The organism is Nocardia aegles (assembly GCF_052545135.1).
The window spans coordinates 332,878-348,442 of sequence record NZ_JBQWRI010000003.1 but is presented as its reverse complement, the minus strand read 5'-3'; the positions used below and the strand labels follow the sequence as shown (position 1 = coordinate 348,442).

Annotated in this window: 15 protein-coding genes; 9 read left to right on the top strand and 6 right to left on the bottom strand. The window is 68.2% G+C overall.

The genetic code is table 11. From position 1 onward, the window contains the following. From mrf to rpmF, 3 genes are read left to right on the top strand one after another with little or no spacing between them, the layout of a single operon-like run. On the top strand, positions 1-1,338 hold the full coding sequence (mrf, locus tag ACT89H_RS11640; RefSeq protein ID WP_445108567.1) for a ribosome hibernation factor-recruiting GTPase MRF: 1,338 nt from the start codon (positions 1-3) through the stop codon (positions 1,336-1,338). After that, positions 1,335-1,595 carry a type B 50S ribosomal protein L31 gene (locus ACT89H_RS11635; protein ID WP_445108566.1) on the top strand — a complete coding sequence of 87 codons (261 nt, stop codon included), beginning with the start codon at positions 1,335-1,337 and terminating at the stop codon, positions 1,593-1,595. Before mrf ends, ACT89H_RS11635 begins: the two co-directional genes overlap by 4 nt. A 1-nt stretch (position 1,596) precedes the next feature. Continuing rightward, a complete protein-coding gene (rpmF, locus tag ACT89H_RS11630; RefSeq protein WP_445108565.1) occupies positions 1,597-1,770 on the top strand; it encodes a 50S ribosomal protein L32 in 174 nt (57 codons plus the stop codon). 426 nt (positions 1,771-2,196) lie between these two features. Here the strand turns inward: rpmF and ACT89H_RS11625 are convergent, their stop codons facing one another. From ACT89H_RS11625 to ACT89H_RS11600, 6 genes are all read right to left on the bottom strand, one after another. Continuing rightward, the gene (locus ACT89H_RS11625) at positions 2,197-3,294 is read right to left on the bottom strand and encodes a glycoside hydrolase domain-containing protein (protein ID WP_445108564.1); all 1,098 of its coding nucleotides are present in this window, start codon (positions 3,292-3,294) and stop codon (positions 2,197-2,199) included. Positions 3,295-3,445: 151 nt separating this feature from the next. Continuing rightward, positions 3,446-4,249 carry an MHYT domain-containing protein gene (locus tag ACT89H_RS11620; protein ID WP_445108563.1) on the bottom strand — a complete coding sequence of 268 codons (804 nt, stop codon included), beginning with the start codon at positions 4,247-4,249 and terminating at the stop codon, positions 3,446-3,448. After that, positions 4,242-4,799 (bottom strand): GTP-binding protein, encoded by a 558-nt coding sequence (locus ACT89H_RS11615; RefSeq protein WP_445108897.1) that lies wholly within the window; start codon positions 4,797-4,799, stop codon positions 4,242-4,244. Before ACT89H_RS11615 ends, ACT89H_RS11620 begins: the two co-directional genes overlap by 8 nt. A 100-nt stretch (positions 4,800-4,899) precedes the next feature. Beyond that, entirely contained in the window at positions 4,900-5,271 is a 372-nt protein-coding gene (locus tag ACT89H_RS11610) for a DUF742 domain-containing protein (RefSeq protein WP_445108562.1), read from the bottom strand. 7 nt (positions 5,272-5,278) lie between these two features. Next, positions 5,279-5,689 (bottom strand): roadblock/LC7 domain-containing protein, encoded by a 411-nt coding sequence (locus tag ACT89H_RS11605; RefSeq protein WP_039801134.1) that lies wholly within the window; start codon positions 5,687-5,689, stop codon positions 5,279-5,281. Next, positions 5,686-8,445: a sensor histidine kinase gene (locus ACT89H_RS11600; RefSeq protein ID WP_445108561.1), complete on the bottom strand. Its 2,760-nt coding sequence runs from the start codon at positions 8,443-8,445 to the stop codon at positions 5,686-5,688. The genes ACT89H_RS11605 and ACT89H_RS11600 overlap by 4 nt, the downstream gene beginning before the upstream one ends. 358 nt (positions 8,446-8,803) lie before the next feature. On the opposite strand from ACT89H_RS11600, the gene ACT89H_RS11595 reads away from it, so the two are divergent. From ACT89H_RS11595 to ACT89H_RS11570, 6 genes are all read left to right on the top strand, one after another. Further along, positions 8,804-9,490, top strand: coding sequence for a response regulator transcription factor (locus tag ACT89H_RS11595; RefSeq protein ID WP_445108560.1), 687 nt, complete (start codon positions 8,804-8,806; stop codon positions 9,488-9,490). 79 nt (positions 9,491-9,569) lie between these two features. Beyond that, the gene (locus ACT89H_RS11590; protein WP_445108896.1) at positions 9,570-10,955 is read left to right on the top strand and encodes a HAMP domain-containing sensor histidine kinase; all 1,386 of its coding nucleotides are present in this window, start codon (positions 9,570-9,572) and stop codon (positions 10,953-10,955) included. 247 nt (positions 10,956-11,202) lie between these two features. Next, the gene (locus tag ACT89H_RS11585) at positions 11,203-12,579 is read left to right on the top strand and encodes a S1C family serine protease (RefSeq protein WP_445108559.1); all 1,377 of its coding nucleotides are present in this window, start codon (positions 11,203-11,205) and stop codon (positions 12,577-12,579) included. 101 nt (positions 12,580-12,680) lie between these two features. Beyond that, entirely contained in the window at positions 12,681-13,175 is a 495-nt protein-coding gene (locus tag ACT89H_RS11580) for a MogA/MoaB family molybdenum cofactor biosynthesis protein (protein ID WP_195044576.1), read from the top strand. Positions 13,176-13,859: 684 nt separating this feature from the next. Next, positions 13,860-14,534: an MspA family porin gene (locus tag ACT89H_RS11575; RefSeq protein ID WP_445108558.1), complete on the top strand. Its 675-nt coding sequence runs from the start codon at positions 13,860-13,862 to the stop codon at positions 14,532-14,534. A gap of 64 nt (positions 14,535-14,598) precedes the next feature. After that, positions 14,599-15,270: an MspA family porin gene (locus tag ACT89H_RS11570; RefSeq protein ID WP_445108557.1), complete on the top strand. Its 672-nt coding sequence runs from the start codon at positions 14,599-14,601 to the stop codon at positions 15,268-15,270. The last annotated feature ends 295 nt before the right edge of the window (positions 15,271-15,565 follow it).

The window sequence follows — 15,565 nt, the reverse complement described above, 5'->3', positions numbered from 1 at the left end:
GTGTCGGCCGATTCCACTCTGTTCCCATCCGGCTCGGACCGCAGAACGCCCGTGGTGCTCCTCGCCGGACTCGCCGCAGCGGGCGTGGATCGCGCCGCCGCCGTGCTGGGCACGGCCGCGGGCACGGTCGTGGTTCGCCACGATCTGACCCAGCTGCGCGAGGGCGTCGTGCGCCGTACGGTGCGCACCGCGACACAGGAGACCTCGGCCGTGCTCGAACTCGCGCACGGCTGTGTCTCCTGCACTCTGCGGATGGATCTGCTCCCGCTGCTGTGCACCCTCGCCCGGCGGGAGTCCGTGGATCGCATCGTGCTCGCGCTCGACCCCGCGTTCGAGGCCGAGGCGGTGTGCCGGGCCATCGAACACGTCCTGGTCACCGGGGTGCACGGTCGCGTCGACGGCCCCGCCGGGCGTGAGGTCCGGGTGGCGGCGGTCCTGACCTGCCTGGACGCGAATGTCTGGCTCACCGACGCGACCGGGGACGAGACGCTGGCCGAGCGTGGCCTGGTCGCCGCCGAGGACGACCGCACGGTGGCGCAGGTCGCGGTCGGACAGGTCGATTTCGCCGATGCCTTCCTCGTTCTCGGCGCCGCCGCGGACGGACTGTCACTCGCCGACCCATCGGCCGATCGAGGCAAACTCGCCGCGGTACTGACCAGGCTTGTTCCCGGGGCGCCGGTCGCCTGGGTGGACGAGGCGGGCTCCGTCGGTCCCGCGCTGATCGAAACGCTGCTCGCGCGCGTCCCCGCCGGTTCGCGCCGGGGCCGGGTCTTCGACGCGCACGCGCCGCTACTGCGTGGCCAACCGCTCTTGACCAGCGACTACGGCGTCGAGCTGGTGGAGTTCGCCGCGGCGCGGCCGTTCCATCCGGCCCGGCTGCACGAGGCGCTGGACGTGTTGTTGGACGGCGTGGTGACCGCGCGTGGACGACTGTGGCTGGCCACCCAGCCCGATGAGGTGATGTGGCTGGAATCCGCTGGTGGCGGCCTGCGGGTGGGCGGTGCCGGGCGCTGGCTGGCCGCGATGCCGGAAGCCCAGCTGGCCGAGGTGGACCCGGAACGCCGCGCGATGGCCGCCCTGCGTTGGGACGAGCGATTCGGCGACCGGGACGTCTCGCTGTCGATCCTGGTGCACGACGCCGATCCCGCGCGGATCCGCGAAGCGCTGCACTGGGCGCTGGTGGAGGACGACGAACTGCGCCTGGTCGAGCGCGCGCCGGAGCGAGTCGCCCGGTGGGAGGACCCGTTCGGCGAGTGGCACGCCGACCCGTGCGTGAGTGACGAGGAGTCTCGACAGCCCGTGCAGGACGGGAGAACGCCGAAAGGAGAGGCGAAATGAAGAAGGAGATCCATCCGGACTACCACCCGGTGGTCTTCGAGGACGTGAGCACCGGCAAGCGGTTTCTCACCCGGTCCACGGCGACCGGCACACGCACCGTGGAGTGGACCGACGGCAACACCTACCCGCTGCTGACGGTGGACGTCACCGCCGACTCGCACCCGTTCTGGACCGGCGCGCACCGCGTGCTGGATACCCAGGGGCGAGTGGAGAAATTCGAACGCAAATACGGCAAGCGCGTGCGGAAGGGGGCCTGAGATGGCGGTACCGAAGCGGAAGATGTCGCGGTCGAACACCCGCAGCCGTCGGTCGAACTGGAAGGCCACGCCGGTGGATCTGGTGTCGGTGACCGTCGGAGGCGTCGTGCGTCGGGTGCCGCGTAGGGTGGTCGCGGCCGTGCGGCGCGGCTTGATCGACGTCGAGAAGCTCTGAGCGGGACGCGCCCGGAGAGACCATACGAACTCTCGCACCGAACGCCGCGAGCGACTGGCGATTGCTCGACCGATGCCGATGCCGCCTGGAACGCGCCGGGCGCTGGTCGACCGTCCGGAAACGGGCAGTTCGGCGTGTTTCGGAAAAAATTTTCCGGGCCGCCATACATCGATTTAGCTATTTTATAGCTATCAATGTGTCCCGCATCACGTCGCACTCTTGCGCCGGTTGCGATAGCGATCGGATAGCCACACGCGGAATCCCGGACCGTCGGTTGGTTTTCGGCCGCCGAAAAGTTCCGCCGAAAATGATGCGCGCGCAGCCGGATACCGGTACCCTCGTCGTCGAGGGCGGGTTCTCTTGGTTCCCAAGAGAACCCGCTCATCGCCAATTTTGGGGGCGTTCAGCTGGTTTCGCTCGCCCTGGTCACTCGCGCTCAGCCAATTGCGTACGGTCGTCGACCGCGCCGGCGGAGGTTCGGTTTTTCGAGGTCAACGCCGCCGGTCCGGCGTCGCCAACCGGTATGCGCCGATCGCCGTCGTGTCCGGGCAGGCCGGGAAAGTCCGGCAGCAGCGCCTCCAGCCGGGCCAGCTGTTCACCGACCAGCGCCGCGGGGCCCTCGATCAGCGACAGCGGCCACGGCCAGTGCCGTCCGTTCCAGTGCTCCACCTGCTCGGTCAGCTCGGCCGTCGTCGCCTCCAGTTCGCTGATCTCGGTGCGCAATTCGCCTACTTGCGTTCGCAACTCGGCGGATTCGCGCTCCAGTGCGGCGATTCGGTCCAGCGCCGCGGCCAATCCGTCCACCAGCGTCCGATTCCGGCCGTCCGCGTCAGCGCCCAACTGCGGCCAGCCGGACAAGTCGGGTCCGCGCAGCTGGATCTGGATGTCGCGCAGCACTGCCTCTTGCTCCGGCGTCACGTCCGGCTCCTCCTGTTCTACGAAATCCCACTGGCCGAAATCGATCGTCTCGGCCTCGTTCACGTCACAGCGCACGCCGTCGACCGTCACTTGGCGCCGTGTCTGATGAATGACCCGCCTGGTCTCGACGTTCGCGCCGGACCACGCGTCGGTCTGCCACGCCCAGGTGGCGTACCCGGCGTCCAGTGCGCGGCTGACCGCCCAGTACCCGCCGTAGATGCCGACGTTCGCGCGGCCGAGCACGGTCGCCGCACCGTCCAGATAGGCGTTGAGGCGCAACTGGTCCTGCTGCGTAGCGTCGAAATCCGCGGAGAAATAGATCGGCCGGTCCACCCGGCCCCCGCAGCGCAGCACCTGGGCGAGTGCCGCACGAGCGTCGACGATCCCCGCGCCGTAGCCGTCCAGCATCCGCGCGGCCGTGGTCTCCCAGTTCGAGACGATCGAGATTCCGTGCGCCCGCAGATCGTTCGCTTCGGCCGGGGTGAGCAGCTTGCCGGGCAGGCTCGGTCCACCGTCGGACAGATACCGCACCACGAAGTCGTACCCCGCCGCCCGAATCGCCGCGCCCCTCGGACGTCCCGCGGCGTAATCGAGACCGAAACGCATGGCTTCCACTGTAAGTGGGCCGGGCGGGTGAAGCCGTGGCATCGCCGAATCCGGCTAGGCCACGGGATCGGTCAGCGGAAAACGATCGATCAACCTCGAAGCGCGCCGTGCATCCGGACCGCGCGCCGTGTGCGGCCTTCGCGCATTCGGATCAGCCGGCGGGCTCCAGCTTCGGCCTGCGCGTCTTCGGCGGTGCGGCCAGTTCACGGCGATGCGGTGCGATCAGCACCGCGGAGATCGGCACGGTCAGCGCGAGCAGGCCCGTGACGAACATCGGGAACACGAAGTCGAACAGCTGCACGCCGCCGGGCACCTTCGCCGCCCGGTCGACGTCGAAATGCAGTGCGGCCACGGCCGTGTAGTAGGTCGCGGCCACCCCGACGCCGAACAGCAACACCGTCGCGGCGCGGACCGGCGCAGAGCGCATCGTCTGGAGCAGCCACAGCGTGGTCGTCGCGCTGATCACCCCGATCACGGTGGAGACGGCGGCCAGCCAGGGCGTCACACTGACCGAACCCTGGATCTCCAGTGAGCCGATGCCGAGGTAGTGCGTGACACCGACGCCGAGACCGAGTACCAGGCCGGCGGGCAGCAGCAGCGCCAGCCGAGGCGTGCGCCCGGCGATCAGCAGCGCCGCGAAGACGGACACGATCGCGACGACCAGGGCCGCGACCAGCCGGCCCGGGTCGTAACGCATCGCGCTGCCCGGCACTCGCAGGCCCAGCATGGCCACCGAGGTGGCCAGCCACGCACCGACGCCGCCCAGCGATATCGCCGCCGAAACCAGCCACACGACGCGGAACTGAACCGAGCGCGCGCCGTGCACGATGCAGGCGAGGCCGACCACCGCGCCGAGGACCGAAATGCCCAGCGACAACGCGACCAGCCAATAGCCGAGCGCGAACTGGTCGACCGACGTCGCACCGTCCGCGGCCAGTACCGCGACCTCACGCATGGCGGGCGGTTCCTTCCAGTTCGCCTGCTTTCAGCTGGGCGATCGCGTACTCGGTGACCGCGGCGAGCGCCTGGCGCACCTCGATCGCGTTGCGCGCGTCGATATCCACGATCGGCACGCCCTCGCGCACCGAGAGCGCCTCGCGCAGTTCCGCGATGGGGAAGCGCGGCGCGTCCGGGAAGCGGTTGACCGCGATGAGGAACGGCAGCTTGCGCGCCTCGAAGAAGTCGACAGCGGCGAAGCTGTCCTCCAGCCGCCGGGTGTCGATCAGCACGACGGCACCGATCGCACCGCGGATGAGGTCGTCCCACATGAACCAGAACCGCCGCTGGCCCGGCGTCCCGAACAAGTAGAGCACCAGATTGCCGGGCAGGATGATCCGGCCGAAATCCATGGCGACCGTCGTGGTCTCCTTCTCCGGCGTATCGGCGAGATCGTCGATGCCGTCGGAGTAACGGGTCACCATCGCCTCGGTGCGCAGCGGAACGATCTCCGACACCGCGCCGACGAACGTCGTCTTGCCCGCGCCGAAGCCACCCGCGACGACGATCTTCGTCGAGGCGACCCGGTTCTCGAAGCCATCCGGACCGGGGGCCGCGCCCGGTCCGAGACTTCCACTTGGCCCGGAATGTCCACTGGGCCCCAGATTCCTATAGGGCGCGGAGTCCACGCAATGTCCTCTCCATCAGGGAACGGCGCTCGTCATAGCTCGCCTCTTCGGTCAAAGTCGAATGCACGCGCATGGTGCCGTCGACGACCAGGTCGCCGATCACCACTCGGACCATGCCGAGCGGCCGGTCCAGATGTGCCGCGATCTCCGCGACCGACAACCGATGCGTGCCGAGCCGCAGTATCTCGGTGCGGATGTCGCCGGTCGGCCAGTCGAGATGTGCAGTGTACGACAATGTTTCGATGACCGCCTCCAATGGGAGGTCGATCGCGGGTTCGGTACGCCCCGAGGTCAGAGCGTAAGGCCGGACGCGCGTGGCCGGTCGTGGTCCGGGACCGTATGGGTTGGACATCTCACGCTCAGACAGCGGTGCGCGCTGTCGCGGTGACCACCGAACCCACCCGATCGACCAGCAGCGCCATCTCGTAGCCGATGCGGCCGATATCGTGCGACTTGTTCGCCAGCACGGCCAGGTGCGAGCCGTTGCCGACGCTCATCACCAGCAGGTAGCCGCGCTGCATCTCCACGATGGACTGCATCACCTTGCCGCCGTCGAACAGCGACGCCGCGCCCATGGAAAGGCTGGCGAGTCCGGCGGTGACGGCGGAGAGTTGTTCGGCACGATCGCTGGGCAGATGCGGACTCGTGGCCTGCAACAAGCCATCCGCGGATACCAGCACCGCATGGGACACGCCGGGTACATCTCGGGTGAAGCGGGCGACCAGCCAGTTCAGATTTTCGTCCGTGGTGCTGTTGTTCGCGTTGGTCATGCAAGCCCTCCGTCGTTGTACTGCGCATTGGCCCGCCCGCTGCGGACCCCACTGAGATGCCTGGTCAAATTGTTGCGAATTTCTTCCGGATCACGTGTACCCGCGTCCTCCGCGGGCGCCAGACCGCCGGGCACCAGCTGTGCGCCCGGCCTGCGAATCGGCAGCCCGCCGACGGTGCGCGCGGTGGTGGTCGGACGGCTGGCATCTTCGGCGGCCAGCCAGCCCGCGTCACCAGGCGAGGACCACGAGCTGTCCGACGGTTGCGCGGTCGAGGGCTCGACCAGCCATTCCGAGACCATGCGTTGATAGATGGGGGTCGGGGACGCGCCCGCGACCGGCTGCAACCGGGAGGAGGTCACCGTCGCGGGTTCCGGTGCGGCCTCCTGCGGTGGTTCGGCGGGCGCGACCGGCTTCCGGATCGGCAGACCGGATCGCGCGGTGGTCTGCGGTGCGGGCGCCTGGCTCGGCACGCTGGGCGTGGGACCGGTCGACGGCTCGTCGTCCTTGATCTCGGTCCACAGATCGGTGCGCGCGGGCTGCTGCTCGACGGCCTGCTCACCGGTGGCGGGCGACACCGCCGCGAACGAACCGGTGGAAGCGCGGTCGTCCGTGCGCGGGGTGAGCACCGGCCACGGCTGGGTGGCAGGCTGATCCGCCGGGTCGACCGCCCGTCCGACCGGCGTGGAGACCGTGGGCTGCTCGGGAGTATCGGCGACCCGGATGGCCGGACGGCGCTGCGGCAGGCCGGAACTCGTCACGCCGAACCGCGCGGTGTCGCGCTGCGGCAGGCTCGGCACCGGCACCAGGTTGCGCGGCTGCGTCCCGGTGGGCGGCGTGACGAGCGAGGGCAGCTGATGCTCGGCGGTGATATCGATCGGCTTGCCCGCCGGATCGGTGACGTCCATCGGCGGCGCGACCAGCGCGCCGGGTAGATGCACGCTGGCGGTGATGCCCGGCTGCTGCGCCATCGTGGACGTGCGGCGCAGGTTGACCGTGATGGTGTGGCGTTTGGCCAGGCGGCCGACGACGAACAGGCCCATGCGGCGCGCGGTCTCGACCGTGACCTCACCACCGGAGGCGAGCCGGTCGTTGGTGGTCTGGAGGTCTTCCGAGGACATGCCGAGGCCGCGGTCGGTGATCTCGATCAGGTAGCCGCCGTCCACCGCGCGCGACACCATCACGGTGACCGGCGTGGTCGGCGGGGAGTAACGCAGCGCGTTGTCGATCAGCTCGGCGAGCAGGTGCTCGATGTCGACCGCGGGCTCGCCCGCGACGATGCCGTCGGGCACCGCGCCGATCTCGACGCGCTGGTAGTCCTCCACCTGGGACACCGCGCTCCAGAGCATGTCCGACAGCGGCACCGGGTGCAGCTGGCCGCGGCGCAGCGCGGTACCGGCGAGGACCAGCAGGTTGTCGCCGTTGCGGCGCATGCGGGTGGCCAGGTGGTCGAGGCGGAACAGGCTCTGCAACCGGTCGGTGTCGTCCTCGTCGTGCTCGAGGTCCTCGATCAGCGCCAGCTGCTGCTCGACCAGCGATTGGCTGCGGCGCGAGAGGGTCTCGAACATGTTCCCGATCTGCAGGCGCAGGCGGGCCTGGTCGGCGGCGAGGTTCAACGCCTGCTCGTGGATCTCGTCCACGGCGCGGGCCAGCTGGCCGATCTCGTCGGTGCTGTGCACCGCGACCGGGATGATCTCGGGGGTGGTGCCGCCCGCGCGCACCACGGCGAGCTCGTCGGGCAGCTTGATGTGCGCCACCTCGAGCGCGTCCCGCCGTAGGCGGCGGACCGGGACGACCAGGGTACGCGCGACCGAAAGGGCCAGGGCCAAGCCCGCGAGCAGCATGCCGATGACGATCGTCGTCTCGCGCAGCGCACCGGCTTGCGCGTCGATGGTGCGCGCGGCCAGGGCGCCGTCGATGCTGTCGATCAGCTGCGCGGTGGTCTTCTCGTAGGTGTCCGAGCTGGCCGGCAGCGAATCGATGACGGCGGGATTGGTCGTCGGGTCGGTCGCGCTCTGGCTGAAGGCGCCGAGCCGGGTCTGCACCGCGTCCAGCAGCGGACGCATGTTGCCCGCGTAGTCCGGCAGGATCTGCGCGTACTGGTAGATCATCGTGATCTCGGCGCCCGCGGCGACCAGCACGCGGGGCCGCACGCTCGGGTTGCGGCTCGCGTCCGGGGACCCGATCAGCATGCGCTGCTGGGTGAGCACGCGCCGCGCGGTCTGCACCGACGCCAGCTGCAGGAAGTAGCGCTGGATGACCAGGTCGTCCACCGAGGGCGACAGCGCGAGCGCGTTACCGATACGGCCCATGATCTCGTCGGACTGCTCGCCGACCATGGCGGGCGAGCCGTTGCGCAGGCTGTTGCGCATCGTGGTGCCGGTGGCGATCGCCGAGGCCAATTCGGAGGTGACCCGGCCGCTGACCTTGGCGGTCTGCAAGGCGGCTTCCAGTTCGGCCAGGGCCTGGTCGAACTTCGTCAGCGCGGCGTCGGTCTGCGGGTCGGTGGAGTTACCCCAGGTGGCGGCCGCGGTGACGCCGAGTTGCTCGGTGGCCGAACCGAACTTGACGATCGGGCGGATGATGACGGCCTGTTCGGTCGCCGCGTCCAACTGTGCCATGGTACGCAGTTCGTTGTTGATTCGAAGCACGGCGAAGACGGTGGCCAGCACCACCGGAAGCACCAGCACCACGCCAACCTTGCGGGTGACCGACCAGTTCGACAGGCTGAATTGCCAGGACCGCGGTGCAGCTTCCATCCGCTTCTGTCGCCTCCGCTTCACCAGTGACCTCGGGCGCGCGTGGCTGTTCGGTATTGATTCAACCCGCAAAGAACCAACTAGAGGTCTTCTTTTTTTACCGCACGGAACATACCGTGCAGAGGGGTCATCGGCAATCCGGGGGAGCCGGTCTGCAATTTACCGAATATGGCTATAGAGAACGTGTTTCGCAGTGGAATGCGCAAGGGACGCGTCAACTTCTCCGTGGCGCCGTGGAAGGCCCTGGTCACCCCCGGTCGACAGGGACGACGCGCCGAGGAGTGCGGCGGCACGCGACCGCGGCGTGTCGGGAGCGCCCTCTCAGTTACCTCTCAGTCGGTGCGGTCAAACTGGTGGCATGCGCATTCTGGTGGTCGATGACGATCGGGCGGTCCGGGAATCGCTGCGCCGGTCGCTCACCTTCAACGGCTACTCCGTCGATCTCGCGGTGGACGGTGTGGACGCGCTGGAGAAGGCAACCGTCCAGCGCCCCGACGCGCTCGTCCTCGACGTGATGATGCCCCGACTGGACGGGCTCGAGGTCTGCCGCCGTCTCCGGAGCACGGGCGATGATTTGCCGATTCTGGTTCTCACCGCGCGGGATTCGGTATCGGAGCGGGTCGCCGGGCTCGATGCCGGGGCGGACGACTATCTGCCGAAGCCGTTCGCGCTGGAGGAACTGCTGGCCAGGCTGCGCGCGCTGCTGCGGCGCACGTCCGCGAGCCCGGGGGACACCTCGGAGGCGATGAAGTTCGCCGACCTGTCGCTGGACCCGGTGACCCGCGAGGTATCCCGCGGCGCCCGGCAGATCAGTCTCACCCGCACCGAGTTCTCACTGCTGGAAATGCTGATGGCGAACCCGCGCCGCGTGCTCACCCGTAGCCGCATTCTCGAGGAGGTCTGGGGCTACGATTTCCCGACCTCGGGAAACGCGCTCGAGGTCTACATCGGTTATCTGCGCCGCAAAACCGAGGCCGAGGGCGAGCCGCGGTTGATCCACACGGTGCGCGGCGTGGGCTATGTCCTGCGTGAAACGCCGCCGTAGGTCCCCGGTCATGGCACGAACACCACCCAAGCGTCCCGCCGTCGCCGCACTCGGCCAGCGGCCGACCGAGTCCGTCGACATGCGCCCACCCATGCCGTTGACGCGCTCGGTCTCACTGCGGTGGCGGGTGACGCTGCTGGCCGCCTCGGTGGTGGCGATCGCGGTGGCGGTCACCTCGATCGCGGCCTACGCGCTGGTGGCCCGGGCGTTGTACGCCGACGTGGACGCCCAGTTGCGCAGCCGGTCCACGGCGGTGATCGCCAGCAACCCCTACGGGTTCAACAACCTGAATCTGATGGTCGCCGCGGCCTTCTACGACGACACCGGCATCGCGCTGATCTATCCCGATCTGCGGCGCTGGCTGCCGCCGCAGTCCACCGATCCGCCGGTGGGGTCGCAGGAATTGGCCGTGGCCCGCGGGGAACGCAGTTCGTCGCTGCGCACCGACGGTGATCAGCGCGTGCTCGCGGTCTACACCAACTCGGGTGCGACGCTGGTCATCTCGCAGCGGCTGGACCGCACCAGGGAAGTGCTCGACCGGCTCGCCTGGCTGTTGTTCGTCGTCGGCGGCTGCGGTGTCGTGCTGGCCGCCGCGGCGGGCACGGCGGTCGGCCGCACCGGTCTGCGGCCCATCGCGCGGCTGACGGCGGCCACCGAGCGGATCGCCCGCACCGACGACCTGACCCCGATACCGGTGACCGGCGATGACGAACTGGCACGGCTCACAGAGAGTTTCAACACGATGCTGCGCGCGCTCGCCGAGTCGCGGGACCGGCAGCGACGGCTCGTCGCCGACGCCGGGCACGAGCTGCGCACGCCGCTGACGTCCCTGCGGACCAACATGGAGCTGCTCATCGCGTCGAGCCGTCCCGGCGCACCGCGCATCCCGGACGAGGACATGGCCGGATTGCGCGCCGACGTGATGGCGCAGATCGAAGAGTTGTCGACGCTGGTGGGCGATCTGGTCGATCTCGCCCGGGAGGACGCGCCGGAAACCGTCTTCGAGCGCGTGGATCTGGGTGAGGTGGTGGAACGCGCACTCGAGCGCGCCCGCCGGCGTCGCACCGGCATCGAGTTCGTCGCCGATCTGCGCCCGTGGTTCGTCTACGGGCACGAGGCGGGCTTGGAGCGCGCGGTGCTGAACGTGCTCGACAACGCGGCCAAGTGGAGCCCGGCGGGCGCGCAGGTGCGCATCCTCATGCGGGAGAGCGGTCCGGGTTTGCTGGAGTTGTCCATCGATGACGCCGGTCCCGGTATTCCGGCGGCGGAGCGCGAGCTGGTATTCGAGCGTTTCTATCGGGTCATGTCGTCGCGATCGATGCCGGGCTCGGGCCTCGGTCTCGCGATCGTCAAACAGGTGGTGACGAAACACGGCGGTACGATCGCCATCGATACCTCGCAACGCGGCGGCGCGGTCGTTCGTATCGTGTTGCCCGGCGAGCCGGGCGCGCCCGTCTCCGATTGACGCAATAGCGGGGCGGCGGAACTCTATTTCCGGCACAATCTCGAGTTCTGTGCGGAATATTTACCGTCGGTGAGGTATTTCGGACAATGCTCCGATTGGTTTGCGGCAGGATTTGAGACATAAAGTTGCCGGTGTTCTATTGCGCACCGGTTCCGGGGCAGCTCTCGGAAAACTGAAAGCACCGTCTCAGTCCGCTCTCAGTCCCCGCGGCCAACCTGGACGAGACGTGAGCAGAAACGAGGAGTCCATGACCGAGGATTCGAAGGATCGCCGGGAGCCGGGTGCGCCGGACGCGGGCGCGTACGGGCCGGGGGAGGCGCACGCCCCCGGTTACGGCCCGCAGCAAGCGCAGCATCCCACCGCGCAGTTCCCGCCGCAGCACCATCCGGGCGCGCCGTTCCCCGGGTATCCGCCACCCTTCGGTCGACCGAACGACGCCACGCAACCGCACGGCCCCGCCTACGGCGCCCCGCCCGCGCCTGCCCGGCGTCCGTTCCGCGCGGGTCTCGCCGTCGGAGCGGTCGCGCTCGCGCTGGTCAGCGGTGGTGTCGGCGGTGCGGTCGGCGCGCTGGTCACGCACGGCGAGGACGGTCGCGCCCCGGTGACCAACGCTCTGGACGCTCCGAAGCCGAACGTGAGCAACGCCGTGAACGCTCCGGCCGGTTCCACCCAGGCGGTCGCGCAGAAGGTGCTGCCCAGCGTTGTGATGATCAAGGTGGCCAGCAGTAAAGCCGAGGGTGAGGGTTCCGGGGTGATCCTGTCCTCCGACGGCCTGATCCTGACCAACAACCATGTGGCCGCGGGCGGCGGGCCGAACGCCAAGATGGAGGTCGTGCTCTCCGACGGCAGCAGCGCGCCCGCCACGCTGGTCGGCGCCGATCCGGTCTCCGACCTGGCCGTCATCAAGGCGACCGGAAAGAGTGGCCTCAGCCCCATCGAACTCGGAAGCTCGACGAACCTCCAGGTCGGCCAGCCGGTCGTCGCGATCGGCTCGCCGCTCGGGCTGGCGGGCACGGTCACCACGGGCATCGTGTCCGCGCTGAACCGGCCCGTCGTCACCAGCGGAGACGGAAGCGAGCCGGGGGGTGCGGCGGCCAGCCCCGTGATCGACGCGATCCAGACCGACGCCGCGATCAACCCGGGCAACTCCGGCGGCGCGCTGGTGGACGGCAGCGGGAAGCTGATCGGCATCAACACCGCCATCGCGACGCTCGGGCCGAGCGAGATGGCGGGCGGCCAGACCGGGTCGATCGGACTCGGGTTCGCGATTCCCGTCGATCAGGCGCGCCGGGTGGCCGACGAACTGATCAAGACCGGCAAGGCCACCTACGCGCAGGTCGGAATCACGGTGTCGCGGCAGCAGGACCCGACGCAGCAGGTGTCCGGCGCGAAGGTCCGCGACGTCACGGCGGACGGCCCCGCCGCGCGCGCGGGCATCCCGCCGGGGGCGGTGGTGACGAAGCTCGACGACCGCCCGATAGATTCCGGGAACGCGCTCGTCGCCGCGGTCCGCTCGCACCAACCGGGAGACAAGGTGAAAGTCACCTACACCGATGATCACGGCAACAATTCCAAGACCGTCGAGGTGACCCTCTCCGGCGCGCCCGCGGACGGCGGCCGGTGATGCGCGCGGTACCCGGCGGACGGGATCGGATGATCGATGTCGACGCCGATGTTCTCGGCGTGGCCGCCGAGTTGCTGGACGCACGCGCTACGGTGAGCACCATGGAAATCGATGCTCCTGTGGCGGGGCGTGCTCTGGTGGTGGTCGTGGACGATCGGACTGCGCATGGAGGTGTTGACTCGCTCGGCCCGCTGGTCACCGAGCTGCTCACCGAAGCGGGTTTCCTCGTTGACGCATCGGTGTCGGTGCAGGCCGACGAGGTCGAGATCCGCAACGCTCTCAACACGGCGGTGATCGGCGGCGTCGATCTGGTGATCTCCGTCGGTGGCACGGGCATGTCCCCGCGCGACGTCACGCCGGAGGCCACCTCGCAGGTGCTCGACCGGGAGTTGCCGGGGATCAGCGAAGCCCTTCGTTCCTCCGGCCGGGTGGCCGGCTCGCTGGACGCGGGGCTTTCCCGCGGTGTGGCCGGCGTGTCCGGAAGCACCCTGGTGGTCAACCTGCCCGGCACCCGTTCCGCCATTCGCGACGGCATGGCGACGCTCGGTCCGCTCGCCAGCCGGGTGATCGGTGAGCTTTCCGGATTGGTCGAATAATCACCGCGCCCACGCCTTCTGAGCACCCTCGTCCGGCGGCTCGCCGGGCGAGGGATGCCGCGCGCTTGGCGAAGATCTTCGGCGACGCGCTGCCCGATACCACCGCCGACGAGCGCGACGACCGCGACGACGTCCGGTCCGCTGACGACTGGCTGCGCGCTCAGGTTCCCCCGCATCACGGCTGAGTCCGTTATCTACGTAGTAGCTACGTAATTGTTTCTCCGGCTTCGTAACCCGCCGGTGATCGTTTCCGGCCGGAAGTAATCCGAGCGAGATGCTTACGGCCGTGTCCCGTATTCGCAGGCTGTCCCTTTTGCGCCGCCATACCGGCCGCCCGGCTGTAGCGAACCAGTATTTATGCACGTCAAGCGATATTCGGATGTGCGCAACTGTGATGCGGGTCACCTTGAACTTTACGAAACTCTACGTTGCGGCGGTCGTTATAAAACGTCTAATCTCCCATCGAGCCACTCGAATTGGGTACCTGCGCCGCGTGGGTACCCAGCACGCACAAAGCCCGCTCGGCGGAACCTGGCTCGGTTCCGTTGCCAGGATGTCCGTTGCGCTGAAATAACAACGGGTTACACATCGGCAACAAAGGGGCGACACACTGAGCTGGGCCTGAGAGGACCAGTGTCAAGCTCGATGGTCGAGGTTGACTGTTTGAACCTGATGAGGGGAAGTATGAGCGAGAACCGCACCAAAGGTCTGCGCCGCGGTGCCCGCGTCGCGGGCGTCGGCGCTGCCGCGGCTGTTGCCATGGGCCTGCTATCGACCGGTGCCGCAAATGCCGACACCTTCGTGCCGTTGCCGGACGGCCAGAAGGTGGGGCCGGGTGTGACGATCACCCGGAACGGTGAGCGGGCCCTGATTTCGCCGTCGCTGGCCGCCAACGGCGCAGGTCGTGTGGTCTGGGTGTCGGGCAACGCGGTTGCCGACGTGACCGAGACGCCGGAAGGCACTGTCGGCCCGACCAATGGTCCGGCCGGTAACCCGGGAACGAATAATTCGTCCACGCATGGTGCTTCGCAGTTGAGTACCGGTTATATCGTCGGTTGTCAGGTGAGTATTGCTGATGATGCGATTTCTGCGGGGGTGTCGGGCAGTGTCAATCTGAGTGGTGCGAGTGCGGGTGGGTCGATCGGTGTCAATCTCGGTCCCGGTGAGGTCAAGTTCGTTCAGATCGATTACAAGGACATTCTGAAGCCGGGTGTGTACTCGGTGGAGTATCAGGATGCCGAGATCCAGATTCAGGGTTGCGCGGGTTATGCGCAGGCGCGTTCGTACACGGTCGTCGAGATCATCGGTGATCACTACTCGAAGACGACCCTCTACGGGATGCCGTTCAGCATCGGCTGACATCTGTCGAATTCAACGAACCATCCTCCCGCTGAAGCGGACTCAACCCTGAGGGATATCAATCATGATCAACCGTAAGAACCTGGCGCGGATGGCCGGCCTCGGCGCCGCTGCCACCATCGCGATGGGCCTGTTCTCCACCGGTGCGGCCAACGCCGACACCTTTGTCCCGCTGCCGGGCGGCGAGCTGACCAAGACGTTGTCGGACGGCACCGTGGTGACCATTCGTCTGGTCGGTGAGTCGGCCAATATCAGCCCGTCCATGGGTGCTACTCCGTTGCATCGCAACGCCTGGGTGTCCGGTAGCGCACAGGTGGAGCTGTCCGGCGCGGCCGGGGGCAAGATCTTCCCCGGTTACACCGTTGGCTGCCAGGTGAATATCGCCGGTGGTGGTGCCACTGGTGGTGTGGACGGCAATGTGGACTGGAGCGATGGCCAGAACGTCACCGGCGGCGTCGGCGCCAACTCCGGCGGCAACCTGTCGCTCGGCCCCGGCCAGGCGAAGTCGTTCTATGTGCTCGATCTGGAGCAGGCCGACGACTTCGGCAACGAGTCGCACAAGACCCGCAACGCTTTCAAGGGCACCAGCGGTTCGGTGACCTGGGCCGACGAGACCATCGGTCTCAACGGCTGTGCGGGTTACGCGCAGGCGCGTGCTTTCGTCAGTGTCGAGGTGGAGACCGACAACGTCATCACCTGGGTGACGTTGTGGGGGCAGCCGTTCAGCCTCGGCTGAGTGAGCGGCGGGTGAGAAACCCGTAGTTGGCAACGAAATGGACCCGCGCGTCGCGGCGGGTCCATTTCGTCATGAATTCGATTGCCCAGCAAGGGCACGCACGATCCGGGTGGGACCGGTCGCCTCGCTGGATGGATTGCCTGAATTTCCGGAAAAGTCTGGTTGGTTCCGAATAGCATTGCCTCGTCCGAGATCGCGTCGATGACGCGATGGGTCGGCGGAACGTCTGGTGGACAACACATTCCACTGCACGCCGCCGGCTTTGGAGGGACACGTCCCGCCCCTACACCCTGGG

Excerpts from the sequence above, each read along its gene's own strand:
- ACT89H_RS11595 (WP_445108560.1), top strand. The coding sequence starts at position 8,804 with ATGCGCATTCTGGTGGTCGATGACGATCGGGCGGTCCGGGAATCGCTG.
- ACT89H_RS11570 (WP_445108557.1), top strand. The coding sequence starts at position 14,599 with ATGATCAACCGTAAGAACCTGGCGCGGATGGCCGGCCTCGGCGCCGCT.
- ACT89H_RS11590 (WP_445108896.1), top strand. The coding sequence starts at position 9,570 with ATGCGCCCACCCATGCCGTTGACGCGCTCGGTCTCACTGCGGTGGCGG.
- ACT89H_RS11620 (WP_445108563.1), bottom strand. The coding sequence starts at position 4,249 with ATGCGTGAGGTCGCGGTACTGGCCGCGGACGGTGCGACGTCGGTCGAC.
- ACT89H_RS11580 (WP_195044576.1), top strand. The coding sequence starts at position 12,681 with ATGGAAATCGATGCTCCTGTGGCGGGGCGTGCTCTGGTGGTGGTCGTG.
- ACT89H_RS11605 (WP_039801134.1), bottom strand. The coding sequence starts at position 5,689 with ATGACCAACGCGAACAACAGCACCACGGACGAAAATCTGAACTGGCTG.
- ACT89H_RS11635 (WP_445108566.1), top strand. The coding sequence starts at position 1,335 with ATGAAGAAGGAGATCCATCCGGACTACCACCCGGTGGTCTTCGAGGAC.
- ACT89H_RS11585 (WP_445108559.1), top strand. The coding sequence starts at position 11,203 with ATGACCGAGGATTCGAAGGATCGCCGGGAGCCGGGTGCGCCGGACGCG.
- ACT89H_RS11610 (WP_445108562.1), bottom strand. The coding sequence starts at position 5,271 with ATGTCCAACCCATACGGTCCCGGACCACGACCGGCCACGCGCGTCCGG.
- ACT89H_RS11575 (WP_445108558.1), top strand. The coding sequence starts at position 13,860 with ATGAGCGAGAACCGCACCAAAGGTCTGCGCCGCGGTGCCCGCGTCGCG.
- rpmF (WP_445108565.1), top strand. The coding sequence starts at position 1,597 with ATGGCGGTACCGAAGCGGAAGATGTCGCGGTCGAACACCCGCAGCCGT.
- ACT89H_RS11600 (WP_445108561.1), bottom strand. The coding sequence starts at position 8,445 with ATGGAAGCTGCACCGCGGTCCTGGCAATTCAGCCTGTCGAACTGGTCG.
- ACT89H_RS11625 (WP_445108564.1), bottom strand. The coding sequence starts at position 3,294 with ATGCGTTTCGGTCTCGATTACGCCGCGGGACGTCCGAGGGGCGCGGCG.